Raw genomic sequence first — 23,795 nt, 5'->3', positions numbered from 1 at the left:
TATGAATATCAACACCCACATGACTGTTTAATATGTGTTTGTAATACCACTAAGTTAGCGATACAGAAGCCTGACTCATTATTATCCATTGCCGCAGTGAAAAAAATGGGTAGACGCTCATATTTTGCCGACAAATCCGAACAATTATCGATTTTAAATTCTGAGCAAGATGTTGTGTTATGGCGTATTTTTAATGAAGGTTAGCGTCGAGTTTATGGCATGCCTCAGTGTGCATCAGGGAGAGTGATGGCGGGGGTTCGGCAATCAGGGAGGGGTTGGAATGCAACTGCAGGACGTCAAAATACTCCCGGTGCTGGAGTCCCATGCACAGAAGCAGTGGCAGCACCTGCTGGAGATGCTCAGCCAGGTGACGGGAATGCCCGGAGCCTACCTGTCCCGCTGCAGCAGTCAGCAGATGCAGATTTTGTCGACCAACCACGGTTGCCCACCGGCCACCCAGGCCGGAGAACAGTTTCCCATCTTGGATCTTTATTGCGAGCAGGTGATGAGTTCGGGTGAACACCTGGCGGTGGATGATGCCTGGCGGGATCCCAAATGGGCCCATGGCCGCGAGACCCGTGCCGGGATCATCAGCTACCTGGGGCTGCCGGTTCGCCAGCCCAATGGCTTCCTGTTTGGCACTTTGTGCATCTATGACACTCAGCCCAGGGAGCATTGTCACCAGTGGCTGGCATTGATGCAGTCGGTGGTGAACATCATCGAGTCGGACCTGAGTCTGTTGGAGGTGGGTAAGGCCCTGGCTACAGAGAGCATGACCGACCCCCTCACCGGCCTCTACAATCGCCGCGGCATGGAAGCGCGCCTGGATGAGCTGTTGTCACTGGGGCGGCGTCTGGCTTCCAAGTCGCCGGGCAAACTGGTGCTGGGGATGATGATGATGGACATCGACCATTTTAAGCGGGTCAATGATACCTTTGGCCACATCGTTGGCGATCAGTTATTGCAGCACTTCTCCGCCCTGCTGACCGACAATGTCCGCTGCGAGGACATGGCGGTGCGCTGGGGTGGGGAGGAGTTTATGCTGCTGATTCCCTGTATCGGCGCCAGGCAGTTGGCGGTGTTGGCAGAGAAGATTCGCCTGACGGTGATGGCGGCTCCATTGCCGCTGCCGGATCAACCCTTGCCCTTCACCGTCTCCATCGGCTACGGCGGCCTCAATTGCGCACACCTGTCCGGCGATGCACTGGAGCAACTGGATCAGCTGATGCTGAAGGCCAAGTCGCTGGGTCGCAACCGTTGTTATGGCCTGTCGTCGCTTGCCTGAGGTCGGAAAAATTCGAACACCCCAAACAGCAATACTCGAGCGACGGCCACCAGCCCCTGGCGCTTGTAGAATAGGGTGGTCATGGCCAACGTCAGGTGGGCGGTGACGGTGACCAGCAACAGCAGGGTGATAAAGTCGCTGAGTGGCAGTGGCCACATCAGGTTGATGATCATCGCCACCCAGGCGATGGCGGTGGCACGACGGCCCCAATAGCACAACTGTTCCATCAGACCTCCTGCCGCTGATAGAGGCGGTAGCAGACCTGGCCGGCCTGCTTCTGCTTCAGGGGTTGCCAGTTGGCGGGTATCGCCAATGGGGCCAGATCGGTCTCGGTTTCCAAGTAGATCAGCGCGTTGTCATTCAGCCAGCCGTGCTGATCGAGACGATCGATCACCGGCTGAGCCAGGCCCTTATGGAAGGGAGGATCGATAAACACCAGATCGTAGGTCTCGGTGGCGCTGGTCGACAGCCGATGCAGGCTGTCTCCGCAGATCACCGTGGCATTGTCTGCCCCCAAGGTGGTGAGGTTGCGCTGTAATTGGCTGGCGGCGCCTTTATCCAGTTCACACAGGGTCACGGAGGCCGCATGGCGGGACAGGGCTTCCAGCCCCAGGGCGCCACTGCCGGCAAAGCAGTCCAGCACCCGAGCATTGAGGGTGTCGCCCTGCAGCCAGTTGAACAGCGTTTCACGCACCCGATCCGTAGTGGGGCGCAATCCCTGCAGGTCCGCAACCGGCAGTTTTCGGCCGCGATATTTGCCGCTAATGATGCGGACCTGACCGCCGTTGCCGGCCGTCGATGTGCGGGATTTGGGGTTTCGTGAGCCTCTGGCCATGGATTCCTCGGTTTTTGCTGCGTTTCTGGTTAGACTATGGCGCTTGAAAAACTCGCTATTGTAACAGGGGCTAGGCCCCAAGTATCTAGGGCGAGCCCCAATGATCAGTAAAGGTTTTGAAGATGGCGAAAGGCATTTTTTCCTGGTTTAGCCGCAATAAAGATGAGCAGACCGAAGAGGTCGAGCAGGAGCTGCCCGAACAGGCGGAATCCCAGTCTCCCTCTGAACCTGAGCCCAGTGCTCAGGACCCGCAACCCACGCCGACGGATGAGGCGGAGTCCGAGCCTGCCCCGATAGCAGAGGCGGCGCAAGACCCTAAGCCAGAGGCCGTGGAGCCGCAATCGTCTCAGGCTGAGGCGGCATCCGATAGCGTGGTGGATCCACAACCGGTTGCGGCCGAGCCGTCGCCAGAGACTGCAGAGCCAGAGCCAGAGCCAGAGCCAGAGCCAGAGCCAGAGCCAGAGCCAGAGCCAGAGCCAGAGCCAGAGCCAGAGCCAGAGCCAGAGCCAGAAGGGGGCTTCTTTGCCCGCCTGAAAGCCGGGCTGAAAAAGACCCGAGAGAACATCGGCGGCGGCTTTATGGCGCTGTTCCGTGGCAAGAAGATCGACGACGAACTGTTTGAGGAGCTGGAAACCCAGCTGCTGCTGGCGGACGTGGGTATCGAAACCACCACTCGCATCATCGACAATCTGACCGAGCGCGCTGGCTTTGGTGAACTCAAAGACAGCGATGCGTTGTTTACTCACCTTCGGGGCGAGCTAAAAACCTCGCTGGACAAGGTGAACGAGCCGCTGTGCATCGACAACCCGGACGGCCCCATGGTGATCCTGATGGTGGGCGTCAACGGTGTGGGTAAGACCACCACCATCGGTAAGCTGGCCAAGCAGTTCCAGGCTCAGGGCAAATCGGTGATGCTGGCTGCCGGCGATACCTTCCGTGCTGCGGCTGTGGAGCAGTTGCAGGTCTGGGGCGAGCGCAACGCCATTCCGGTGGTGGCTCAGCATACCGGTGCCGACAGTGCCTCGGTGATCTTCGATGCCCTGCAGGCCGCCACCGCCCGTAAGGTGGATGTGTTGATTGCCGATACTGCCGGCCGGTTGCAGAACAAAGCGCACCTGATGGAGGAGCTGAAGAAGATCGTCCGGGTGATGAAGAAGCTGGATCCCAAGGCACCGCATGAAGTGATGCTGACTCTGGACGCCAGTACCGGTCAGAACGCCATCAGCCAGGCGCAACTGTTTAATGAAGTGGTGCCACTGACCGGATTGACCCTGACCAAACTGGATGGCACCGCAAAGGGTGGCGTTATCTTCGCATTAGCTGATAAATTCAGCATTCCAGTACGTTACATTGGTGTGGGTGAGGGTATCGATGATTTGCGGCCGTTCGACAGCGACGCCTTTATCGAAGCCCTGTTTACCGAGGAAACAGGATAATTCATGATTCGCTTCGAGCAGGTCAGTAAGGTCTACAGTGGCGGTTTCCAGGCCCTGAACCGGGTCAACTTCAGTGTTGACCCCGGTGAAATGGCATTTCTGACCGGCCACAGCGGCGCCGGCAAAAGTACCCTGCTGAAGCTGATCACTGCCATTGAGAAACCCACCACCGGCAAGGTGTGGGTTCATGGCCATGACATCGGCAAGCTGGCCCGCTCGAAAGTTCCGTTCTTGCGTCGCGAGATTGGCATCATCTTTCAGGATCACAACCTGTTGATGGATAAGTCGGTAAAGGACAACGTGGCCCTGCCGCTGCTGATTGAAGGCTTCAGTGGCAGTGAAATCGATAAGCGGGTCGGGGCGGCCCTGGACCTGGTGGGGCTGGGGGACAAGCTCAATTATTACCCCATGCATCTGTCCGGCGGTGAACAACAGCGGGTCGGCATCGCCCGTGCCATCGTCACCAAGCCCAAACTGCTGCTGGCGGATGAGCCCACCGGTAACCTGGATCCCAAGTTATCGGTGGAGATCATGCGCCTGTTCGAGACCTTTAACCGAGCCGGTACCACGGTGCTGATCGCCACCCACGATCTTGGCCTGATTGCCAGGATGCGTTACCGCACCCTGACTCTGCGCAACGGCGCCATGATCAGTGAAGCCTATCAGGGAGCCGAGTTATGAGTCTGTCCGGCCGTAAGATGAGCCTGGGGCGCCGCATCAGCGTCTACTGTCAGGGCCACCTGCGCCATGCGTTGGGCAGCCTCGGCGAGCTATGGCGACTGCCGCTGACGTCGTTGCTGACCATGGCGGTACTGGGGATCAGCCTCAGTCTGCCGACGGTGTTGGCGGTGCTGGTAAAAAACAGCGCTCAGATGCAGCAGCAGTGGACCGATCCCACCGAAATCAGCCTGTTCCTTCGCGCCGATCTCAGCGATGCTCGATTGCAGGGGCTGCAGTCGCGGCTCAAAGGGATGGCGGAGATCGACCGGTTTGAGTACCTGTCGGCGGAGCAATCGCTGCAGGACTTTAAGGCGATGTCTCAGTACGGCGATGCCCTGCAGTATCTGGACAATAACCCGCTGCCAGCGGTGATTCGAGTGATCCCCAGCCTGCGGCATCGCGAGTTGGAACCACTGCAACAACTTAAGCTGAAGCTGGAGGCGTTGTCGGAAGTGGACATCGCCCGCCTGGATCTGGATTGGTTGATGCAGCTCAAGGCGTTGATGAACAGCCTGGCCAAGATGGCCTGGGGTTTGGCTGCGTTGCTGGTGGGGACCGTGGTGCTGGTGACTGCCAACACCATTCGCATGGCCATTACTCAGCGCCAGGATGAGATTCGAGTGATGAAGTTGGTGGGTGCCACCAACGGCTTTGTTCGTCGCCCTTTCCTTTATGCCGGGGTCTGGTACGGCGTCATCGCCGCGGTGATCGCCTGGACCCTGGTCAGCGCTACCCTGGTGTGGTTTGACCGGGCGTTGGGTGAGTTTATCAGCAGCTATCAGTCCGGTTTCCAATTGGCGGGCCTCAGCGGGGCCGAGCTCGGCACCATGATGCTGGCGTCGGTGCTGCTGTGTTGGCTCGGCGCCTGGCTGTCGGTGCAGCGCCACCTCACTGCCATTGAACCTCAGTAGCCATTGCGGGTCATAAACACAGCGTGTGAAGCGGATCCCGTTTCGTGCTAGACTCCCAAGCCAAGCGTTTTTCAGAGGTATCAATGAGCGACAAAACTAATGCCATGGGCTTGATGGTCGTCCCCCAGGGCGGCGGCAGTCTGGAGTCTTACATCCAGGCGGTCAACAGCATCCCCATGCTTTCTGCAGAAGAGGAATACCAACTGGCCGTGCGTCTGCGCCAGAGCGGTGATATTGATTCGGCGAAAGCCATGATCATGTCTCATCTGCGTTTTGTTGTTCACGTGGCCAAAAGCTATTCCGGCTACGGCCTGCCTCAGGCCGACCTGATTCAGGAGGGCAACATCGGCCTGATGAAGGCGGTGAAGCGTTTCGACCCCGAAGTCGGGGTGCGGCTGGTGTCCTTTGCGGTGCATTGGATTAAGGCCGAGATTCACGAATACGTGCTGAAAAACTGGCGCATCGTTAAAGTGGCCACCACCAAGGCGCAGCGCAAGCTGTTCTTCAACCTGCGTAAAGCCAAGCAGCGTCTGGGCTGGTTTACCGCCGATGAGGTGTCTACCGTCGCCGAGACCCTGGGGGTCAGCGAGTCCGAAGTGCTGGAGATGGAGTCCCGTCTGGCGGCTCAGGATGCGGCCTTCGACATTCCCAACGAGCCGGACGACCCGGACACCAGCTACGCCCCGGCCTACTACCTGGAAGATCAGGGCTCCAACCACGCCGATGACATCGAACAGGAAGATCATGAGGCCCAGGCTCGAGAGCGCCTGTATGCCGCCATGCGCACCCTGGACGAGCGCAGCCAGGAGATTCTGCGGAACCGGTGGCTGGAAGAGGACAAGGTGACCCTGCAGGAGCTGGCAGACCGTTATCAGGTGTCGGCGGAGCGCATACGCCAGCTGGAAAAGAACGCCATCAAGAAACTGCAGAACCTGATGGATGACTGATCGGGTGTTTGCGGGTTTGATTATCGGGTCGGCACTGCCGGCCCGTTTCGTTTATGGAGGTATGTCGTGGAATGCCGTTTAGGCTGTGGTGCCTGTTGTATTGCGCCGTCCATCAGTTCGCCCATACCGGGGATGCCAGAGGGCAAGCCCGCCGGCGTGCGCTGCGTGCAGTTGAACGACGACAACCTGTGCAAGCTGTTTGGTCAGCCGTCACGGCCGGTGGTGTGTGGCGCGTTTAAGCCGGACGCCGACCTGTGCGGCGGCACCGATCAACAGGCTATGGCGACGCTGACGGTACTGGAGCAGGCAACTTATGAAGATATGCGGTCGGGGGCTGTACTGGCCGCATCCATTGGCGCTGGCGGTCGCTGAGCAGTGTCGACGTCGGCACCAGCCGGATTCCCATCTCGGGCAGACGTGACAGGTTGCGCTCCAGGTAGCTGAGTGTTTCCGGGTAGGGGTGACCGATAAGCACCGCCTTACCGTATTTTTGGGCGATGGTCAGTGCCTGTTCAAACTGGCGATTCAGATCCACATCCTGGGTTTCATTATCGAGAAACACGTGTCGTTTCAGGGCCGGAATGCCGTGGGCGGCGGCGCTGTCGTAGGCCACCGACTCCGGGGTGGTCAGGCTGTCGACAAAAAACAGTTTGCGCTCGGCCAGCTCGGTCATCACTTTATCCATCATCGGTCGTTGCCGAGTCAGTTCACTGCCCATGTGGTTGTTGACGCCCCGGACAAAGGGGACGTCGGCCAGGGCACGCTTGATGGTCAGCTGTACCTGCCACTGGCTCATGCCCGGCAGCAGGGCGCTGGGCCCCAAGGCGTTGCCAGCCTCGGCCAGCATCGGCAGGTGCAGCATGATTTCGTGCCCCTGACGCCAGCCGGACACCGCTAACTGCCGGCCCCAAGGAGTATGGGGCAGCACGCTAAGGGTGGTGCCTGCGGGCAGGTTCAGCACGCGATGATCGGTGTGCCGGTAGCCCACATCATCGATGATCAGGCTCAGTTCGGCGGCCGTTGCCAGGGTGCTGCAACACAGCAGCACGGCGGCGACAATCTGTTTTATGGTGACTCCTGATCCGGTTGCAACACCCATTCATAGGCGGCAGCCAACTGGCTATCCTGTTGCCAGCGACCGCTGATGTCGGTGTTTTCCATTATAGGAGTTTCTTTTTCATTCTCCAGTAACACACTGACGTCAGGAGAGATCCCCTGCTTATCGATGAAGGTGCCATTGGGGGTGGCGTAGCGGGCGGTGGTGAGTTTGATGGCGCCTTGCTGGCCCATCAGCGGAATCAGGCTCTGCACCGTGCCTTTGCCAAACGAGGTTTGACCAAACACCGTGGCCCGGCGGTGGTCTTGCAGGGCGCCGGCCAGAATCTCTGCCGCCGAGGCGCTGCCTTCGTTGATCAACACCCCTACTTTCATCTGCTGAAACAGGCTGTTCTCCGAGGCGTAGTAGTCGTTATTGGCGTCGAGGAAGCGGCCGTGAGTGGAGACGATGAGGCCACTTTGCAGGAACATGTCGGCCACCTGTACCGCCGCATCAAACATGCCTCCTGGGTTGTTGCGCAGGTCCAGGATCAGTTGCTGGTACCCCTGCTGCTGCATGCGGTCGGCCACCGTGGCCACCTCTTCGGCGGTCTGGCGGTTGAAGTTGGTGATCTGCAGGTAGCCCACCTGTTGAGGCAGCTCGAAAAACAGGGCGCTGTTGATGCTGATGTTGCTGGGTTGCAGCAGCACGGTCACCGGCTCGGCCAGGTTGCGGCGGCTGAGCACCAGCGACAGTGAGCGATCTTCTTTGCTGGCGGTTTTGATGTAACGGATCAGGGTATCGATGGTGTCGGGGGAGGCGGTCAGGTCGTCGACCTTGACCAGAATGTCGCCGGGCTTCACCCCGGCATAGTCGGCGGCGCTGTGGGCCAGTGGTGCGATGACCTGAATCTGATCCTCTTCGATACTGACTTCGATGCCATAGCCGTAATAGTGACCGTTATTGGCCTCCCGCAGCAGTTGCAGGGTTTGAGGCGTCAGGTAGGTGGAGTGAGGATCCAGGGATTCGAAGATGCCCTTGAGCGCGGCCTCGAGCATCGCCTGGCGATCCACCGAGTCCACGTAGTAGTAATCGACGATGTCCTGCACCGTGATCAGGAGTTGCTGAGCTTCCTCTAATGTCGGCGGTGCCACCTCCTTGTGCTCCTGAGCGTTGACGGTAAACGCAAACAGGATGCCGACCAGTAAGGCACCAATACGCGACATGGCGTACCCCTCTGGTCACTGATTTTGGGGAGGATTTAGCGTCTTTTCAGGTAAGGCGCCGGATCAACTGCAAGTCCCCGATGGCGAATTTCAAAGTATAGTCCGCTATCGAGTTGCCCGCCTGATCTTCCGCTCAGGGCGATCACTTCACCACCTTCGACCCGTTCACCCACCTCTTTGAGCAGGCTCTGGGCGTGGCCGTACAGGCTCAGGTAGTCGTCGCCGTGATCCAGTACCACCACCAGGCCATAGCCACGCAGCCAGTCGGCAAACACCACCTGACCGGGCGCCACCGCTTCGACGTTGCGGCCCTCTTTGGCATCGATGAGCATGCCGTTCCAGCGCAGCTGCCCCTGACGGTGGTTGCCAAAGCCCTGCTTGACTCGACCGCTGATGGGCCAGGGCAGTTTGCGTTTTAGCTTGCTGAGGCCGTCCAGGGACACCGGTTGGGCCGCCAGAGCCGCCAGGGCTTGTTCGATGGCCTGGGCCAGCACTTCGCTGTCCACTTCGAGCCGGTTCAGTCGGCTGCTCTCTTTCTTCAGTTGCTGGTCGAGTTTGGCCAGGGTCTGTTTGCGCCGCTGCTGCTGTTTCTTCAGCTGTTGCTGCTGGTCGTCCAGCCGTTGCTGAGTCTGCTCCAGTTGCTGTTTACGAGCCAGTTGCTGGCTGTGGTTGTCTTCCAGCGCCTGCTTGGTGCTGGCGATGGCTTCCATCGCTTCGACCCGGGCCTGGTTCAGGTAGTGATAGTAGGTCAGCAGCCGCTGTTTATCGGCGCTGTTCTGATTCAGCAGCAGTTGCCCGACTTCGCCTTGCCCGGCGATCCAGGAGGCTTTGATTTGATCGGCCAGTTGTTGCTGCTGTTGGGAATATTGGGTCTCCAGTTGGCGTTGTTCGCCACTAAGGACCGTCAGTTGTCGGTTCAGTTGGGTCAATTTGCCCTGGTTGGCATTAATGGCCGCCGCCTGTTTGTTGATCGCCAGTTCATCCTCACGCAGGGCCCGGCTGGCCTTATCGCGGCCGGCCTTGCTCTTGATCAGCGCCGATTGGCTGGACTTGATCTGTTTTTGCAGTTGCTGCAATTGCTGCTGTTGTTGATCGATCTCCTCCTGGCTGGCGCCAGCGGAAACACTGAGCAGGCCCGCCATTACAATGGCGGGCCACAAACGGGTGCGGCCACTCATCATCAGTTTTTCAGGGTCATGATCGGCGTGCCGGACATCTCTTCGGGAATCTCCATTCCCATCAGGTGCAGCATGGTCGGCGCCACATCCGACAGGCGGCCACCTTCACGGGCGTCGGCGTCGCGGCCCACGTAGATGAACGGCACCGGCTCACTGGTGTGGGCGGTATGGGCCTGGCCGGTGGCGGCGTTCTGCATCTGTTCGGCGTTGCCGTGGTCGGCGGTGATCAGACACTCGCCGCCCACCTTCTGCAGGGCTGCTACCACTCGGGTAATGCTGGCGTCGACGGCTTCGCAAGCCTTGACGGCAGCGTCGAAGTCACCGGTGTGGCCAACCATGTCGCCATTGGGGTAGTTGCAGATGATGGCATCGAATTCGCCGTTTTCAATGGCGTTAACCAGCTTGTCGGTCAACTCGGCGCTGCTCATCTCTGGCTGCAGGTCGTAGGTGGCGACGTTGGGGGATTTGATCAGAATCCGCTCTTCGCCTTCAAACGGTTGCTCGATGCCGCCGTTAAAGAAGAAGGTGACGTGGGCGTATTTCTCGGTCTCTGAGATTCGCAATTGACGCTTGCCGTGGTTGGCCATCAGTTCGCCGAAGGTGTTTTTCAGCGATGCCGGCGGGAAGGCGCAGGCGGTATCGATGTCGGCGGCGTATTCGGTCAGCATCACAAACTCGGCCAGCTTTGGCTGCTTGCTGCGCTCAAAACCGTCGAAGTCGGCGTCGGTGAAGGTGCGGGTCAGTTGACGGGCGCGGTCGGCGCGGAAGTTCATGAACACCACCGCATCGCCATCGTTAAAGGTGGCGTCGGCGTTGATGCTGCTGGCGGCGACAAACTCATCGTTTTCATCGCGATCGTAAGCGGCCTGCAGGGCGTCGGTGGCGGACTCAAACTGGTACTCGGCCTTAGCCTGAGTCAGCAGGTCGTAGGCGCTCTGTACTCGCTCCCAGCGCTGGTCGCGATCCATGGCGTAGTAGCGACCGATGATCGAGCCGATGGCGCCACAGCCCAGTTCGGTAAACAGGGCATCGAAGCGGGCCAGGGAATCGTGGGCGCTGCGCGGCGGCGTGTCGCGACCGTCGAGGAAGGCATGCAGATACACTTTTTTCGCACCGCGGCCGGCGGCCATGCGAACGGCGGCTTCCAGGTGGTCTTCGTGGCTGTGGACACCACCGGGAGACAGCAGCCCCATGATGTGGACGGCGCCGTCGTTGGCCAGTGCCTTGTCGACGGCCTGACACAGCACCGGGTTGTGCTCGAATTCGCCGTCGTCGATGGACTTACCGATGCGGGTCAGATCCTGGTAGACGATGCGACCGGCACCGAGGTTGATGTGACCCACTTCGGAGTTACCCATCTGGCCATCGGGCAGGCCGACGTCAATGCCGGAGCCGGAGATCAACGTGGAGGGATAGTCATTGAACAGGCGGTCAATGTTTGGCGTGTTCGCCTTGCTGATGGCGTTGTCATCAGCGTCTTGACGGTGGCCCCAGCCGTCTAGGATCAGCAGGGCAAGGGGAGTAGTACGCTTGGTCATCTACGGTCCTTTTTGCCGCGTAGGCAATTTAAAAATACTGCCATCAGTGTACAACGTAACCAGCGGTCGTCACCACTTCCAACGCACAATCCTGTAATTTTATTACAGCTGCGGTTTTTGGTCGCCGTCGTGATCTCGGGCAGTGCCCTTTGTGGTGTCAGCACTTCACAAGCGGGGTAATCGGGTTATACTGGCGATTTTCAGCCCTCCGAAGATAACCAAATTAGGCAACGACATGCAGGAATACATCGATTTTCTAAGCCGCCATCCAATGCTGAGTGCAGCCTGGGTTGGTTTGCTGGGCGCCTGGGTGTTTACCATGGCCAAATCCAGCTTCTCTAAGGTGAAAAACGTCGCCGCTCAGGAAGCGGTACGTATGATCAACAAAGAGGATGCTGTGGTGGTAGACGTGCGCGGTGAAGATGAGTTCCGCAAGGGCCACATCGCCAACGCCATCCATCTGCCACTGGCAGAAATTAAAAATAATCAGCTCTCAACCCTTGAAAAGCACAAGGACGCACCCATTATAGTTGTGTGTAACGCTGGCGTTAGCTCCGTTCAGGCGGCGCAAATGTTGGTATCCGCGGGCTTTGGACAGGTTTTCAGCCTGCAGGGCGGCATGACCGATTGGAAGTCTGCCAACTTGCTGGTAGTGCGCAAAAAGCGCTAAACCCAGGATTCAGGTCGCGCGATCACTATTAATTACGGCGAATGGACCCTGTCACAGGCATGCACGGCGCGACCGCCAGGAGTGCAGCCGACCATGACGGGACGCCCAGAACGATTACAACAATTTTAGGATTAGACACATGGCAGAAGCAGCTAACAACGCAGCGACCAACGAGCAAGCGGCACCTCAGTTCCAGATTCAGCGCGTTTACACCAAAGACATCTCTTTCGAGACTCCAAACTCGCCAGCCATCTTCCAGAAAGAGTGGAAGCCTGAAGTTAAGCTGGACCTGGACACCCGCAGCAACAAGCTGGCCGATGACGTTTACGAAGTGGTTCTGAACATCACCGTAACCACCAAGGTTGAAGACGAAGTGGCCTTCCTGTGTGAAGTGCAGCAAGCGGGTATCTTCTCCATCGCCAACCTGCCTGAGCCACAGTTGGCCCACGCTTTGGGTGCCGGCTGCCCGAACATCCTGTTCCCATACGCTCGTGAAGCCGTAGCCAGCCAGGTTAACCGTGGTACTTTCCCTCCACTGAACCTGGCCCCAGTGAACTTTGATGCCCTGTTTGCTCAGTACATGCAGAAGCGTCAACAGGAAGCTGCTGGCGAACAAGCCGAAGCGTAAGCGGGAGCTGTCAGTTGACTGAACCAGCCGCAGTAACGGTATTGGGGGCGGGGTCGTACGGCACCGCCCTCGCTATTTCCCTGGCGCGTAATGGTCATCGCACCATCATCTGGGGACATTTGCCGGATCACATGGCCCAGCTGCAGGCGGATCGTCGCAACGAGGAGTTTCTCCCCGGCGTCGATTTTCCTGATGAGCTGATTGTCGAAGCCGACCTGGAAAAGGCTCTGGCTGCCAGCCGCAATGTGCTGGTGGTGGTGCCGAGTCACGTCTTTGGTGTGGTGCTTAAGCAAGCCCAGCCGCTGTTGCGTGATGATGCCCGGGTCGTGTGGGCAACCAAAGGGTTGGAGCCGGAAAGCGGCCGCCTGCTGCAGGATGTGGCCCGGGAGATTCTCGGCGACGGCATTCCGCTGGCGGTGATGTCTGGCCCCACCTTTGCTAAAGAGATGGCGGCGGGCCTGCCCACGGCCATCTCCCTGGCGTCCACCGACGACGAGTTCGCCGAGGACATGGCCAGCCTGATGCACTGCGGCACCTGGTTGCGGGTATACCGTAACTCCGATTTCATCGGCATGCAGCTGGGCGGGGCGGTGAAAAACGTCATCGCCATCGGCGCCGGCATGTCCGACGGCATCGGCTTCGGTGCCAATGCCCGTACCGCCCTGATCACTCGGGGCCTGGTGGAACTGTGTCGTCTGGGCTGTGCCCTGGGCGCCGAGAAAGACACCTTTATGGGCATGGCCGGCCTGGGGGATCTGGTGCTGACCTGCACCGACAACCAGTCCCGGAACCGCCGTTTTGGTCTGGCCCTGGGCCAGGGTAAAGACGTCGATACCGCCATGGCCGAAATTGGCCAGGTGGTGGAAGGCTATCGCAACACCAAAGAGGTGTTCATGCTGGCTCAGCGGGTGGGTGTAGAGATGCCCATTACCGAGCAGCTGTACCAGGTGTTGTACCAGGATAAGCCGGTGCGTGAGGTGGCGAAACAATTGCTGTCTCGGGACCCCAAGTCCGAGTAAAATAGCCCCCGCTATGACCAGAATAAAGGGATGCCAGGCGCATCCCTTTTTGTTTTTTGACTGAGTGAAACGAGATGAGTGTACAGACAGACGTACTGGTGATTGGTGCCGGCGCCGCCGGCCTGATGTGTGCCGCCACCGCCGCTGCCCGCGGCCGCCGGGTGATGGTGATCGACCACGCCAAGCAGGCAGGCAAGAAGATCCTCATCAGTGGCGGTGGGCGGTGTAACTTCACCAACCTGTACCTGGAGCCCGCCAACTATCTGTGCGGCAACCGTCATTTCGTTAAGTCGGCACTGGCCCAGTACACTCAGTGGGATTTTATCGACATGGTGATGCGCCACGGCATCGCCTATCACGAACGGGATCACGGCCAGCTGTTCTGCGACGACAGCGCTAAGGAGATCGTCAAGATGCTGCTGGCGGAGTGCGACAACGGCGGCGTGCAGCTGCGGCTGCGCACCGAGGTGGAGTCGGTCAGCAAGCTGGAGCAGGGGTTTGCGGTTGCCACCAGCATCGGCCGGATTCAGTGCCAGTCTCTGGTGGTGGCCACCGGCGGTCTGTCGATGCCCAAATTGGGAGCCAGTGCCTACGGCTACCGACTGGCGGAGCAGTTTGGCCTGACGGTACTGCCAACCCGGGCCGGACTGGTGCCCTTCACCCTGCAGCCCCAGGACAAGCAGCACTTTGAACCGCTGTCGGGCATCAGCCTGACCACCACGGTGGCGGCCCAGCGCGGGCCGGCATTTACCGAACAGCTGCTGATCACCCACCGCGGTGTGTCTGGCCCGTCGGTACTGCAGGCCTCCAACTATCGCCAGCCGGGGGAAGCGGTCAGCGTCGATCTGCTGCCGTCAGTGGACGTGGCCGAGGCACTGGCCCAGGCCCGTCAGGCTCACCCGAAACGACACCTGCAAACCTGGCTGTCGGAGCATTTTCCCGCCCGGCTGGCTGAGACTCTGATCGCCTACCATGGCTGGCAAAACCTGCCGCTGGGACAGCTCAACAAGGCGACACTGGAGGCGATTCCGGCGCAACTGAATCGCTGGCAACTTAAGCCGGGGGGAGACGAAGGCTACCGCACCGCCGAGGTCACCCTGGGCGGGGTGGATACCGACCAGCTCAGCTCCAAGACCATGGAGTGCAAGACGGTGCCCGGACTGTTCTTTGTCGGCGAGGTGATGGACGTCACCGGTTGGCTCGGTGGCTTTAACTTCCAGTGGGCCTGGAGCTCCGGTTACGTGGCGGGGCAGAACGTCTGAATGTTTGAAAAGACAGGCCGCAGCCTCTGTAACGCAGTGTCGGCTTGCTCCTGGGGTAGGCTGGAAGCTTAAGTGCTAGGGAGCGGTTTTGTTTTTTCCCTGTAGGTTGAGAAGGCTCCCTTGCAGCCGTCTTTTTTGCGGCATCAAACAGCGTGGCAGTTGTTTCTCTCTGGCCTCATGGTATTGAAAAACATATATATTATCTCTTTGGCACGTTCAGGCTAACTCAGTTTACGAGGCGTGGTCCAGTTATTCCGCTCAAATTTTTTCTGACTCCTAGTTCCTGACCGTGGGCACAGTCTCACCCTTGAAACTGATAAAACCGCAGTATAGCTTATGGCTAGAAGCACTTATCTGTGTTGGGTGTCTGATTAACTCGATATGTGTTGAGGATGACATGAGCTCTAAAACTATTTTCACTGTAGCCATAACCATGCTCTTTTGCCAAGGAGTTCGAGCGGAAGTGATTCAGTCGGCAGTTATAATTACTTCGAATTGCAAACCTGCCCTGGAGATGTTTGCAAAACAAAACTCCGTGGCTAGAATTCTGCCTTTGGCGGTTAAAGTTGAGCATGCGCCCCAGATAGAGAATATTCTTCTCTTAGAGGGTGAGCCAGAACCCTATTTAAAGGCAAGAAATGATCTAAATAAGTTGCTGAATAAATGTGAGGCAAACTCTTTCACGAGGTTTAAATTGTCTGAGAATGTTAGTCAGTCAATAATTGATGAGCTAAGCAAGCCAGGTACTCTTGTTAGAGTTGAGGATGGTTACTTATATCTTTACAAGGTGCGACAAAGGTAACTGAAACTTCATTTTGGTTTGCGGAAACTCAATTATTCTCAATCTAGGGGTGTCCAGTACCAGTAGAGGTGTCCAGCTTTTAGCAGCAGAGTGGTCGGCGCTCGCCAGCGCCGCTACTAGTGGGAAGCAAAGTAGAGAAGCAAAGTAGACACCCAATTAAAAATCGTTCACTAAGCATTTGTGGTCCCTCTTGGGCTGGTCGATGGGAGTGGTTTAAAAAGCTGAGATTGTGACCAACCTGATCGGTTTTGGCGCGTTCTGTAAGACAACCCACTGAATAACGGACAGCAGAGCGACTCTTGGAGGGAAAGAGTTTTAAATTTAAGAGGTAAGAAGCGTACCGATTAAGCACCAAGCAAGCGCTTAGCGTTTCCTGAGCCTCGAATTCGGTGCATGCCATCGGTTTGCCGGCAGTGCTGCAGGCTGTGCAGTCGCCCTGCCAAGTGGCAGAACTGGTACTCAAAGCCCTCGGTGAGCTCCATCCAGCTGTCTAAATTAATATCGAGCCGTTGCAGTAATGTGCCGCAGGTGGTTGGGATGGCCCCGGTTTTATCGCCTCTGATGGCGCGACCGGTAAACTCCACCAATTCCAGATAATCATTGAGATGACAGGGTAATGCATGCAAGCCCAAATTGTTGGCATCAAACGGTTTTAGCGGCTCTGGCTGTTTGCCTCGAAGGGCTGCGCGGATGCGCATTTGAATGCTGGTAAAGTCCGATTGCTCCGGGGTCTTGGCAATACCTGCCCGAATAGGGTTGAGGTCAACGTAAGCCATACACGCCAGCAGTGCCTGCTCATCGAGCAACGCCTGAGATTTGAAACGACCCTCCCAGAACCGCCCGGTGCACTCATCCTCTTTGTTGGCTTCGCGAGCTATGTACTCGTTCAGAGAGCGCATAAACCAGCTTAAATCGGCCAGGCGAGTGCGGTAGAGCGCTGCTTTGCGTTCCACCTGGTGGCGTTCAACGCTGGCTAGATTGTCACGCTGCTCGTCGTCACAATAACGGCGAGTAACTTCAGTCCCGGCAAACACTCGGTGCCAGCGGTTGAGTACCTCCAGGGTGCTCCAGTCGTTGGCCTGTTGGGCATCAACATGCAATACCACATGAGTATGATTACTCATCACCGCATAGGCACAGACTTCGATGGCAAACGCCTGACTTAATTCGAGTAACCGTTTTTCGACCCAGTCGCGGCGGTGTTCGTAACTGATGCCGGTGTAGGTATCGATGCCACAAAGGAAACTGCGGCGAACACAACGACTGACGCAGTGATAGAACGGGGTATCTTGCAATGATACCTGCTGGCTTCTGGCCGTGGGCATAGTCTCATCCTTGAAACTGATAAAACCGCAGTATAGCTTATGGCTAGAAGCACTTATCTGTGTTGGGTGTCTGATTAATTGCTGATCAAGGGAAAAACTGGACAGAAGGTTGGCACAATGAAGTTCCCACTTCCTGTACAGATTCCAACCAGATAGCAGGATCATAATATGAATATTTTGAAATCAATTTTATTGCTTTGTATGGTTAGCTGCTCTTCTTCTGCTTCTGTACCACCTAAGCAGTATGATGAAGTTGTCAATTCGTTAGTTGATGCGTCAGCGACATATGAGTCAATGGTGAATAAGAGCTTTGCCGACTCACCAGCGTCAGCCTTTTCCAGAAAATTGAGTTCTGTTATTAATGCACTTAATAACAATTGGAGTATGGAGTCGGCGAAATATTATTCAACCTTTCTAATTAAGCTATGGGACATGGATGAGAGTTTTACAAAAAAAATAGACCCTTATGTATTGAATCACCCCAAAATTAGATTAGAGGTTGCCAGACTTATCGGGCAAGCCAATAAGATTTGCGCTATTGATTTCGACGCGATTGTAATTGGTGATTATGTACGGAGTAACTTATATAACCCTAACCCAAGCATACAGCTTTCGGCGATAAGGGCATTAGGTGCTGTTGGTAATGGTCAAGATGTTGAGGCTCTATTGGGTATTGTGTTAGAGGAACGAAATGGGTTTGCAGAGCATGCTGCAAGCTCACTGGATTTGCTTCATGACAAGGGTGCCTACAGTGCATTGAAATCTGCTGTTAAACAAGTGAAAAGGGAAGGTTTGAAGAAATATATAGCTGAAATTAACGAGTATTATGATGGCACAATTAGGTTATCCGAAGGTGGCTGCACAAACAACAAAGACTCCAAAGACAGATTTTAATCACGGCTCCCGGATCCCTGCGGGATTCGGGCTCTCTCTTCTCATCATTACTAGCAATTCTCCCCCCACCATCATCGTGTAAATAAAACCTTCGTTATAAGAATAAAGTAGACGCCCAATTAAAGTTCGTTCACTAAGCATTTGTGGTCTCTCTTAGGCTGGCCGGTGGGAGTGTTTTAAAAATATGAGATTGTGACCAAACGGATAGGTCTTGGCGGCTACGCCTGTCACCTAAAGAGAGTTATTGAGATGGAATCAGCGTAATTGAGCGTGATTGATGTTCATTTGAGGCCGAAGCTCAGGTGGTTGAGGCGCAGGAAGCCCACAGAGCTATCGAGTCGGCCACCCGGCATTCAGTGGGCGCTGTTGCCGCTGGCCAGAACCTGCTCGATGGCTTCAACCAACTCGGCGCACTTTTGCGGGTTCAAGGCATCGGCATGGGGATCGGCAAAACGGCCAATGTCGTTGTCAAAATAGCGGCCACCGGCCGCGGCGAACTCATCGGCCAGGGCGGCCCGGCACAGGATGTCGGCACCGATGCTCAGGTCGCCACCGTCAACGCCGAAGGCGTCCTTCACCATTTTACTGCCCAGCATCGACGCCGGATTGACGGCGACCACCATCGGCCCTTGATGTTGCAGAGCCTGGCCCAGTTGACGGCTCCACATGGTGAGCGCCAGTTTGCTTTGCGCGTAGGCGGCGCTGGCAGACAGCGGTGTGCCTTGGGTCAGGGCGCTCAGGTCCACCGGTGCCTGAGCGGCCGACGACAGGTTCACCACCCGGCCGGTATTACCCAGCAAGGGGCGCAGCCGCTGGGTCAGCCGATAGGGTGCTAAGGTATTCACCGCAAACCGGATGTCGAAGCCGTCCGCAGTGAGCCGGGTGGGAACGTCGTACACACCGGCATTGTTAATCAGCACATCCAGGTGATCCAATTGCTGAACCAGCCGAGTGGCAAAGGCGTCCACGTCCGCCAGGGAGGACAGATCTGCAATCATGCCTTCGACCGCGTTTCCGCCACACAGTGGTGCCAGTTGCTTCTGAACCCGCTGCAGTTTTTGCAAGCTGCGGCCATGGAGTATGACTCGATGCCCCATTTGGAGCAGTTGCTTGGCGGTCTCCAGGCCAATGCCGTCGGTGGAGCCGGTAATGAGAATGGTCTTGGTCATGGCTGTGCGCTTCAACGGATGGGATGTGAACAAAAGCGTAGCAATGGTCGATGGGGTTTGAAAACCGGCCTCAGATTGAAACAGTCTCCCGGTTGGTTTGATAATGCTTTGGCCCTGCGGCGATGCCGATAACGCAAAAAGCCGCCCGAAGGCGGCTTTGCGGTGTCAGTCAGTGACCTTGACGTGGGCAAGGATGTAGTCGGTATCGTACACCCGCGAGGCCGACGCCTCTGGCTTGCTGGTGAAACCGGTTACCTCAACCACGACCGAGGTCTCTTTGTTGATGGCGGAACTGCCCCACAGCAGATCGTGGTTGCCATCGACGCCGACGCCAAACTGGCCGACGGAATCGCGGTCCGTCTGTTCACTGGTAAAGGTGAAGTAGGGGTAGCCCGCTTGTTGGCACAGCTCTGCCGATTTGCGCATTACGTACTTCCTGGCCAGGGCCCGGTCGGTGTTGGTGTTGCCAACAAAGCTGATCTGCCAGCCGTCCGGCGCAATCTGCACGGTTTCAAATCCTTCGCCGAAGGACCAGAAGTTCTTCTCGGTATCGTAAGGGGTGGCACAGGCGGCCAGCATCAGCGCCAGTCCCGCACACACGCACGCATTTCTGATCGATTTCATGGTTGAGGTCCTGTGGTGTTGATTAGAAGCTGTAGTTCACGCCCAGGCTGGTGGCCCACTGGTTGTTGCTGTTTACCAGTGGCGAGTCGCCCATGTTGGAGCCCAGACGGGAATAGCCGGTGGACTGGGTGATGTCCAAGTGCTTGGTCACCGGAATCACCAGTGCGTAACCAACGTTGTAACTAAAGGCGCCGCTGCTCTGGTAGGCCGGGCGATGCACCTTGGCTTCTGAGCGGGATACGCCGGTGTAGTAGTTGACGTAGTCTTTGCTGAAGTAGTGCACTCCGGCGTAGGGAACGAAATCCGCAAAGCCCAGGTTCATTGGGTGGTAGTAAGTCAGGTCGGCCTGGTAGCCCTTGTAGACGCCGGTGACGTCGTGTTGGAATTTGCTGGACAGTGTGCCCTGACCCAGGTGCAGGTCGGCGTTCAGGCCCAGGTCACCACTGATGTCGCGATCTTTCATGCCGGACAGAATGTCGGCATCGTCCGAATCGAAGCCAGGATTGGCGACCAAAAAGGCGCTGAAGTTGACTGCGCTGTCGTTGTCGCCGAAAAAACGGTAGTTGATGCCGGCCAGGTCGGCGTTGAAGTCTTCACCGTGGTAACCGCCGTTGAGGTAGGCACCGGTCTGATGATCCTGCCCCTTGTAGAACTTGCTGCCGGTGATGACGCCGGCGCCGGCAAAGTACTGGCCCTGGTGGCTGTAGACATTACCGTTACGAATGTAGGTGTTGCCGGCGTCTGCGAACGCGTGGCTGGACAGCAGGGCGGCGGAGATAACGAAGCACAGTTTTTTCATCTTTTTGATCCTTTAACGTCTGTCGAATGACTGTGGGGCTACTATATTCCGCTCGTGGATGGGACTCTGTATCTGAATGTATCCTGGGGGAAGTTGGGCTTGGCACGGGCGGCGATTAGGATAGAGGCAGGCAACGGTTACGCCAATGACTGGAGTTTGGTGGTGGCTAACGGAATTGCCGGTAAATTTCGGTACTATGTAGCGCAACGCGATGATGAATAAAGTGAAAACAATGAAGGTGCGTCAATTCGGTCCCTGGCTGTGGTTGCTGGCCTGTCTGCCTGGCATGGCGACGGCCTCGGACATTGCCAGCAGTGTCTCCTCCGGTGTCGATAATCGCTTCGCCGATGGCGGTTATTTTGAGCTGGGCGGCAGTGTGTTCTCGGTGAATAAAGTGGATGTCAGGCAGACCGACTACGAGCCGGTGCAGGCATCGTTGCTGATCAGCGGCACCTATCAGTACAAAGGGCTGTTTGTGGAGATGATCCATCAGTCTCAGGATGGCATTAATCTGGGGGTCAATTTCTGGAACTCGGAAAACTGGTCACTGGATCTGTTGGTGGCCAACCTGCAAAGCTCCTGGGCCCGCCCGGAGGGGATTGACCCTTCTGAACTGGATGAAGCCGGCCGTAATGCCTACCTGATGTCGGAAGAGTCGCTCTACATTGGCGCCGGCTTTCGAGCCACCCGTTACTGGGGCGATCATTACGTGTTTCAGTACCGGTTGATGGCCGATTATTACGACGACCAGGGGGTGCTCAGTACCGCCCGTCTGGGCAAATCCTGGCAGGTGCGCAACTGGAACTTCCATATGCTCGGCAGCATCGAGTATGTCTCGTCTAAGCTGAACCGCCACCTGTTTGGGGTCAAGGCCAACGAGGCCACCGAGCTGTTTCCGGAGTACACGCCGGACGACTCTTTTAACTATGGGGTCGAGCTGGGCGTGGCCTACCCGCTGAGCGAAAACTGCGTATTCCGGGCCATGTATCGCCTCAATATGCTGTCGGACGAAGTGACCAACAGCCCCTTTAACCGGGCGGATCACGTGTCGTTTTTCAACGCGTCCGTCAGCTATGTGTTTTAGGGGGGCGGCATGAACAGACTCAGTCAATGTGTGGGTGTGGTCCTGCTGGGGCTGCCGCTGACGGCCTGGAGCCTGGACGAGTCGGTGGCCTTTACCGCCACCCCGGAACGTTGCATTGCCCTGCACAAAGGGCAGACGTGCTACCAGGAGGTGCAGTTCCGCTGGCAGACTCCGGACAGCGGTCAGTATTGCCTGGTGCTAAATCGCAACCGTCGACAACTGACCTGCTGGAACGGCAACGCCATGCAGCAATATCAGTACAATTTTGAGGGTGAGAAGACCACCACCTTCAGCCTGATCCGCGACGATGAAGCGCGGCCTCTGGCGGAGGTGAAAGTGGTGGTAACCTGGGTGTATAAGGCTCCGAAACAGAGTCGGTCTGGCTGGAGGTTATTCTGAGTATGTCGGTCGCCAAACAGATACTGGTGGTAGAAGATGACGCCTCGCTGGCGGAGTGGATCAGCGACTATTTGCTGGATCACGGCTACGGGGTGACCGTGGCCAGCCAGGGGGATTACGCCTTGGAGATGATCGCCGAGGAGTTGCCGGACCTGGTGCTGCTGGATGTGATGATGCCGGTAAAAAATGGCTTCGATGTCTGCCAGGAGGCGCGGGCGTTTTATTCCGGCCCGATTCTGTTTATGACCGCCTGCAGCGAAGAAGGGGATGAGATTCAGGGATTGGAAGTCGGTGCCGATGACTATCTGACCAAGCCCATTCGCCCCCAGGTGCTGCTGGCCCGAATCAAGGCGCTGCTGCGCCGCGCCAGTGATGAAGAGGTTAAACAGCAACTGGTGTTCGGCGCCCTGGTGCTCAATGCCACCGCCAAGTCGGTGACCATCGATCATCAGCCCATCGGCCTCAATGCCAATGAGTTCGACGTGCTGTGGCAGTTGGCGCTGAAGGCTGGCACCATCGTCAGCCGGGTCGAACTGGTGTCGCAGCTGCGGGGCATCGAGTACGATGGCCTGGATCGCTCGGTGGACATTCGCATCTCCCGTCTGCGTAAAAAACTGCAGGAGGGCCCTAGCCAGCCCTACAGGGTGAAAACCGTCCGTGGCAAGGGCTACCTGTTTTGCCGGGATGACAGCGAGCCCGCTCAATGAGAAAGCTGATTGTGTCGCTGGTGCTGGTGGTGCTGGCGTCCATTGCCGGGTTGGGTTGGTCCATCAGTGAGTTTGCCGCTTTGCAGACTCAGCAGGATGACACGCCGGGGGTGGCCAGTCGCATCGCGGCACTGAAGCTGGTGGGGGAGTCGCTGGCGCTGAGCCTGGACAACGACGAGGCCAGTAGCGACCCCTTTATCGACAACTGGAACCGACGCAATGCCGAACAGCTGTCGTTGGTGACCGAAGACCAGTTTGGGTTACCGGCGCCGTTGCGGCAGCAGTTTGATGCCGGCGAACCGCTGCTGCTGGAGTCCGACGAAGGGATCTCTTTGCACTACCGGTTGCCGGAGACCGGCCAGGTACTCAACATCACGACCGCCCTGATTACTCCTGCCGATCCGCCCCTGAGTCTGAATGAGCTGTACACCATGGTGTTTTACGGCGGGGTGGTGTTGATTCTGTTGGTGTGGGTATCGCCGCTGATTCGGCGGCTGTTGAACCTCAGCCGGGTGACCCAGGCCTTTGGCATGGGGCAGATGGAGCAGCGCATCGACATCAGCAGCACCTCCTACATCCGTTCCATCGAGACCGAGTTTAACCGCATGGCCGATCGCATTCAGCAGCTGCTGGATGACAACAAATTGCTGAGTCGGGCGGTGTCTCATGATCTGAAAACCCCCATCGCCCGGTTGAGATTTGGCATCGAGGCGCTGGAGGAGACCCGCAGCGACACGCTGCGGGTCAAGTATTTCCAACGACTGAACCGGGATCTGGATGCCATGGAGGAGTTGGTGGCGACGCTGCTCAGTTATGCTCGGCTGGATCAGGCTAACATTCAGCCGGACTGGCACTCCATCGAGCTCAACGACTGGTTGCAGGAGCGACTGGATGCCACGGCGGACTCGCAGCATTCGGTGACCTTCAACCCGGCACCGACGCCGGTGACGGTTCGCAGTGACCCCAAATACCTGTCGATGCAGGTCAATAACTTGCTGAGTAATGCCAGACGTTTTGGTCGTTCAAACATCGAGGTGGTGTTGGAACAGACCGATGGCGGTGTGTGGATTCACATCGATGACGATGGCCAGGGCATTGATGAACAAGAAGCGAAAGAGGTGATCAAACCCTTCGTCCGTGGCCAGCACAGTCGGGGCAACGCTGGCCATGGCATGGGACTGGCGATTGTCGACCGTATCGGTCAGTGGATGGGGGCGACGCTGCACATCGGTCGCTCGCCCAAGTTGGGCGGCGCTCGAATGTCGCTGTGCATCGCCAGCGTTCAGGACGACCGCCGATGA

25 protein-coding genes are annotated in these 23,795 nt (G+C 57.4%); 15 read left to right on the top strand and 10 right to left on the bottom strand.

The features are described 5' to 3' along the window. The first annotated feature begins 280 nt into the window (after positions 1-280). Entirely contained in the window at positions 281-1,285 is a 1,005-nt protein-coding gene (locus tag J8Z22_RS21825) for a sensor domain-containing diguanylate cyclase (protein WP_252008191.1), read from the top strand. Here the strand turns inward: J8Z22_RS21825 and J8Z22_RS21820 are convergent. Then, complete coding sequence (locus J8Z22_RS21820) at positions 1,261-1,512, bottom strand: DUF1145 domain-containing protein (RefSeq protein WP_028111168.1); 252 nt, start codon at positions 1,510-1,512, stop codon at positions 1,261-1,263. The genes J8Z22_RS21825 and J8Z22_RS21820 overlap by 25 nt on opposite strands. After that, positions 1,512-2,120, bottom strand: coding sequence for a 16S rRNA (guanine(966)-N(2))-methyltransferase RsmD (rsmD, locus tag J8Z22_RS21815; protein WP_252008190.1), 609 nt, complete (start codon positions 2,118-2,120; stop codon positions 1,512-1,514). Before rsmD ends, J8Z22_RS21820 begins: the two co-directional genes overlap by 1 nt. A 122-nt stretch (positions 2,121-2,242) precedes the next feature. Here rsmD and ftsY point away from each other — a divergent pair, with 122 nt between their 5' ends. The 5 genes from ftsY (at position 2,243) to J8Z22_RS21790 (ending at position 6,506) form a co-directional block, all read left to right on the top strand. Continuing rightward, positions 2,243-3,556 carry a signal recognition particle-docking protein FtsY gene (gene ftsY / locus J8Z22_RS21810; RefSeq protein WP_252008189.1) on the top strand — a complete coding sequence of 438 codons (1,314 nt, stop codon included), beginning with the start codon at positions 2,243-2,245 and terminating at the stop codon, positions 3,554-3,556. Between the two features lie 3 nt (positions 3,557-3,559). Continuing rightward, positions 3,560-4,237 (top strand): cell division ATP-binding protein FtsE, encoded by a 678-nt coding sequence (ftsE, locus tag J8Z22_RS21805; RefSeq protein WP_028111171.1) that lies wholly within the window; start codon positions 3,560-3,562, stop codon positions 4,235-4,237. Beyond that, complete coding sequence (ftsX, locus tag J8Z22_RS21800) at positions 4,234-5,187, top strand: permease-like cell division protein FtsX (protein ID WP_028111172.1); 954 nt, start codon at positions 4,234-4,236, stop codon at positions 5,185-5,187. The genes ftsE and ftsX overlap by 4 nt, the downstream gene beginning before the upstream one ends. Positions 5,188-5,270: 83 nt before the next feature. After that, entirely contained in the window at positions 5,271-6,134 is an 864-nt protein-coding gene (gene rpoH / locus J8Z22_RS21795) for an RNA polymerase sigma factor RpoH (protein ID WP_028111173.1), read from the top strand. 66 nt (positions 6,135-6,200) lie between these two features. Then, complete coding sequence (locus J8Z22_RS21790; protein WP_084144258.1) at positions 6,201-6,506, top strand: YkgJ family cysteine cluster protein; 306 nt, start codon at positions 6,201-6,203, stop codon at positions 6,504-6,506. On the opposite strand, the gene J8Z22_RS21785 is transcribed toward J8Z22_RS21790, so the two are convergent. Genes J8Z22_RS21785 through gpmM form a run of 4 tightly spaced genes read right to left on the bottom strand, consistent with a single transcriptional unit; the run spans position 6,412 to position 11,112 of the window. Continuing rightward, complete coding sequence (locus J8Z22_RS21785; RefSeq protein ID WP_252008188.1) at positions 6,412-7,233, bottom strand: divergent polysaccharide deacetylase family protein; 822 nt, start codon at positions 7,231-7,233, stop codon at positions 6,412-6,414. The genes J8Z22_RS21790 and J8Z22_RS21785 overlap by 95 nt on opposite strands. After that, positions 7,200-8,396, bottom strand: a complete 1,197-nt coding sequence (locus J8Z22_RS21780) for a S41 family peptidase (RefSeq protein WP_051252187.1) — start codon at positions 8,394-8,396, stop codon at positions 7,200-7,202. The genes J8Z22_RS21785 and J8Z22_RS21780 overlap by 34 nt, the downstream gene beginning before the upstream one ends. Before the next feature lie 35 nt (positions 8,397-8,431). Continuing rightward, complete coding sequence (locus J8Z22_RS21775) at positions 8,432-9,577, bottom strand: murein hydrolase activator EnvC (RefSeq protein ID WP_252008187.1); 1,146 nt, start codon at positions 9,575-9,577, stop codon at positions 8,432-8,434. Then, entirely contained in the window at positions 9,577-11,112 is a 1,536-nt protein-coding gene (gpmM, locus tag J8Z22_RS21770) for a 2,3-bisphosphoglycerate-independent phosphoglycerate mutase (protein ID WP_252008186.1), read from the bottom strand. Before gpmM ends, J8Z22_RS21775 begins: the two co-directional genes overlap by 1 nt. A 235-nt stretch (positions 11,113-11,347) precedes the next feature. Here gpmM and J8Z22_RS21765 point away from each other — a divergent pair, with 235 nt between their 5' ends. From J8Z22_RS21765 to J8Z22_RS21750, 4 genes are all read left to right on the top strand, one after another. Further along, complete coding sequence (locus J8Z22_RS21765) at positions 11,348-11,782, top strand: rhodanese-like domain-containing protein (protein ID WP_028111176.1); 435 nt, start codon at positions 11,348-11,350, stop codon at positions 11,780-11,782. Positions 11,783-11,921: 139 nt separating this feature from the next. Then, complete coding sequence (gene secB, locus J8Z22_RS21760) at positions 11,922-12,410, top strand: protein-export chaperone SecB (RefSeq protein WP_028111177.1); 489 nt, start codon at positions 11,922-11,924, stop codon at positions 12,408-12,410. Between the two features lie 14 nt (positions 12,411-12,424). Further along, a complete protein-coding gene (gpsA, locus tag J8Z22_RS21755) occupies positions 12,425-13,429 on the top strand; it encodes an NAD(P)H-dependent glycerol-3-phosphate dehydrogenase (RefSeq protein WP_090359828.1) in 1,005 nt (334 codons plus the stop codon). Positions 13,430-13,503: 74 nt separating this feature from the next. Further along, positions 13,504-14,691 carry an NAD(P)/FAD-dependent oxidoreductase gene (locus J8Z22_RS21750; protein ID WP_252008184.1) on the top strand — a complete coding sequence of 396 codons (1,188 nt, stop codon included), beginning with the start codon at positions 13,504-13,506 and terminating at the stop codon, positions 14,689-14,691. Positions 14,692-15,837: 1,146 nt separating this feature from the next. Here J8Z22_RS21750 and J8Z22_RS21745 read toward each other — a convergent pair. Next, the gene (locus J8Z22_RS21745; protein WP_252008182.1) at positions 15,838-16,818 is read right to left on the bottom strand and encodes a transposase; all 981 of its coding nucleotides are present in this window, start codon (positions 16,816-16,818) and stop codon (positions 15,838-15,840) included. A gap of 168 nt (positions 16,819-16,986) precedes the next feature. On the opposite strand from J8Z22_RS21745, the gene J8Z22_RS21740 reads away from it, so the two are divergent. Then, entirely contained in the window at positions 16,987-17,712 is a 726-nt protein-coding gene (locus J8Z22_RS21740; RefSeq protein WP_252008181.1) for a HEAT repeat domain-containing protein, read from the top strand. 353 nt (positions 17,713-18,065) lie between these two features. On the opposite strand, the gene J8Z22_RS21735 is transcribed toward J8Z22_RS21740, so the two are convergent. The 3 genes from J8Z22_RS21735 to ompV all read right to left on the bottom strand — a co-directional run bounded on the left by J8Z22_RS21735 (position 18,066) and on the right by ompV (position 20,304). After that, positions 18,066-18,881 carry an SDR family NAD(P)-dependent oxidoreductase gene (locus J8Z22_RS21735; protein ID WP_252008179.1) on the bottom strand — a complete coding sequence of 272 codons (816 nt, stop codon included), beginning with the start codon at positions 18,879-18,881 and terminating at the stop codon, positions 18,066-18,068. A 165-nt stretch (positions 18,882-19,046) separates the two neighbouring features. Then, complete coding sequence (locus J8Z22_RS21730) at positions 19,047-19,505, bottom strand: hypothetical protein (RefSeq protein ID WP_252008177.1); 459 nt, start codon at positions 19,503-19,505, stop codon at positions 19,047-19,049. Between the two features lie 22 nt (positions 19,506-19,527). Then, positions 19,528-20,304, bottom strand: a complete 777-nt coding sequence (gene ompV, locus J8Z22_RS21725; RefSeq protein ID WP_028111191.1) for an outer membrane protein OmpV — start codon at positions 20,302-20,304, stop codon at positions 19,528-19,530. Between the two features lie 232 nt (positions 20,305-20,536). On the opposite strand from ompV, the gene J8Z22_RS21720 reads away from it, so the two are divergent. From J8Z22_RS21720 to J8Z22_RS21705, 4 genes are read left to right on the top strand one after another with little or no spacing between them, the layout of a single operon-like run. Continuing rightward, complete coding sequence (locus tag J8Z22_RS21720; RefSeq protein WP_028111192.1) at positions 20,537-21,388, top strand: MipA/OmpV family protein; 852 nt, start codon at positions 20,537-20,539, stop codon at positions 21,386-21,388. Positions 21,389-21,397: 9 nt separating this feature from the next. Then, positions 21,398-21,787: a DUF3019 domain-containing protein gene (locus J8Z22_RS21715; RefSeq protein WP_028111193.1), complete on the top strand. Its 390-nt coding sequence runs from the start codon at positions 21,398-21,400 to the stop codon at positions 21,785-21,787. A 2-nt stretch (positions 21,788-21,789) separates the two neighbouring features. Then, positions 21,790-22,494: a response regulator transcription factor gene (locus J8Z22_RS21710; RefSeq protein WP_252008175.1), complete on the top strand. Its 705-nt coding sequence runs from the start codon at positions 21,790-21,792 to the stop codon at positions 22,492-22,494. Then, on the top strand, positions 22,491-23,795 hold the full coding sequence (locus J8Z22_RS21705) for an ATP-binding protein (protein ID WP_252008173.1): 1,305 nt from the start codon (positions 22,491-22,493) through the stop codon (positions 23,793-23,795). Before J8Z22_RS21710 ends, J8Z22_RS21705 begins: the two co-directional genes overlap by 4 nt.

Origin of the sequence: Ferrimonas sp. SCSIO 43195, from assembly GCF_023716685.1 — a bacterium.
GTDB classification, from domain to species: domain Bacteria; phylum Pseudomonadota; class Gammaproteobacteria; order Enterobacterales; family Shewanellaceae; genus Ferrimonas; species Ferrimonas kyonanensis.
This window is presented reverse-complemented; position numbering and strand designations above follow the sequence as displayed.

Excerpts from the sequence above, each read along its gene's own strand:
- J8Z22_RS21825 (WP_252008191.1), top strand. The coding sequence starts at position 281 with ATGCAACTGCAGGACGTCAAAATACTCCCGGTGCTGGAGTCCCATGCA.
- J8Z22_RS21820 (WP_028111168.1), bottom strand. The coding sequence starts at position 1,512 with ATGGAACAGTTGTGCTATTGGGGCCGTCGTGCCACCGCCATCGCCTGG.
- rsmD (WP_252008190.1), bottom strand. The coding sequence starts at position 2,120 with ATGGCCAGAGGCTCACGAAACCCCAAATCCCGCACATCGACGGCCGGC.
- ftsY (WP_252008189.1), top strand. The coding sequence starts at position 2,243 with ATGGCGAAAGGCATTTTTTCCTGGTTTAGCCGCAATAAAGATGAGCAG.
- ftsE (WP_028111171.1), top strand. The coding sequence starts at position 3,560 with ATGATTCGCTTCGAGCAGGTCAGTAAGGTCTACAGTGGCGGTTTCCAG.
- ftsX (WP_028111172.1), top strand. The coding sequence starts at position 4,234 with ATGAGTCTGTCCGGCCGTAAGATGAGCCTGGGGCGCCGCATCAGCGTC.
- rpoH (WP_028111173.1), top strand. The coding sequence starts at position 5,271 with ATGAGCGACAAAACTAATGCCATGGGCTTGATGGTCGTCCCCCAGGGC.
- J8Z22_RS21785 (WP_252008188.1), bottom strand. The coding sequence starts at position 7,233 with ATGGGTGTTGCAACCGGATCAGGAGTCACCATAAAACAGATTGTCGCC.
- J8Z22_RS21780 (WP_051252187.1), bottom strand. The coding sequence starts at position 8,396 with ATGTCGCGTATTGGTGCCTTACTGGTCGGCATCCTGTTTGCGTTTACC.
- J8Z22_RS21775 (WP_252008187.1), bottom strand. The coding sequence starts at position 9,577 with ATGATGAGTGGCCGCACCCGTTTGTGGCCCGCCATTGTAATGGCGGGC.
- gpmM (WP_252008186.1), bottom strand. The coding sequence starts at position 11,112 with ATGACCAAGCGTACTACTCCCCTTGCCCTGCTGATCCTAGACGGCTGG.
- J8Z22_RS21765 (WP_028111176.1), top strand. The coding sequence starts at position 11,348 with ATGCAGGAATACATCGATTTTCTAAGCCGCCATCCAATGCTGAGTGCA.
- secB (WP_028111177.1), top strand. The coding sequence starts at position 11,922 with ATGGCAGAAGCAGCTAACAACGCAGCGACCAACGAGCAAGCGGCACCT.
- J8Z22_RS21750 (WP_252008184.1), top strand. The coding sequence starts at position 13,504 with ATGAGTGTACAGACAGACGTACTGGTGATTGGTGCCGGCGCCGCCGGC.
- J8Z22_RS21745 (WP_252008182.1), bottom strand. The coding sequence starts at position 16,818 with ATGCCCACGGCCAGAAGCCAGCAGGTATCATTGCAAGATACCCCGTTC.
- J8Z22_RS21740 (WP_252008181.1), top strand. The coding sequence starts at position 16,987 with ATGAATATTTTGAAATCAATTTTATTGCTTTGTATGGTTAGCTGCTCT.
- J8Z22_RS21735 (WP_252008179.1), bottom strand. The coding sequence starts at position 18,881 with ATGACCAAGACCATTCTCATTACCGGCTCCACCGACGGCATTGGCCTG.
- J8Z22_RS21730 (WP_252008177.1), bottom strand. The coding sequence starts at position 19,505 with ATGAAATCGATCAGAAATGCGTGCGTGTGTGCGGGACTGGCGCTGATG.
- ompV (WP_028111191.1), bottom strand. The coding sequence starts at position 20,304 with ATGAAAAAACTGTGCTTCGTTATCTCCGCCGCCCTGCTGTCCAGCCAC.
- J8Z22_RS21720 (WP_028111192.1), top strand. The coding sequence starts at position 20,537 with ATGAAGGTGCGTCAATTCGGTCCCTGGCTGTGGTTGCTGGCCTGTCTG.
- J8Z22_RS21715 (WP_028111193.1), top strand. The coding sequence starts at position 21,398 with ATGAACAGACTCAGTCAATGTGTGGGTGTGGTCCTGCTGGGGCTGCCG.
- J8Z22_RS21710 (WP_252008175.1), top strand. The coding sequence starts at position 21,790 with ATGTCGGTCGCCAAACAGATACTGGTGGTAGAAGATGACGCCTCGCTG.
- J8Z22_RS21705 (WP_252008173.1), top strand. The coding sequence starts at position 22,491 with ATGAGAAAGCTGATTGTGTCGCTGGTGCTGGTGGTGCTGGCGTCCATT.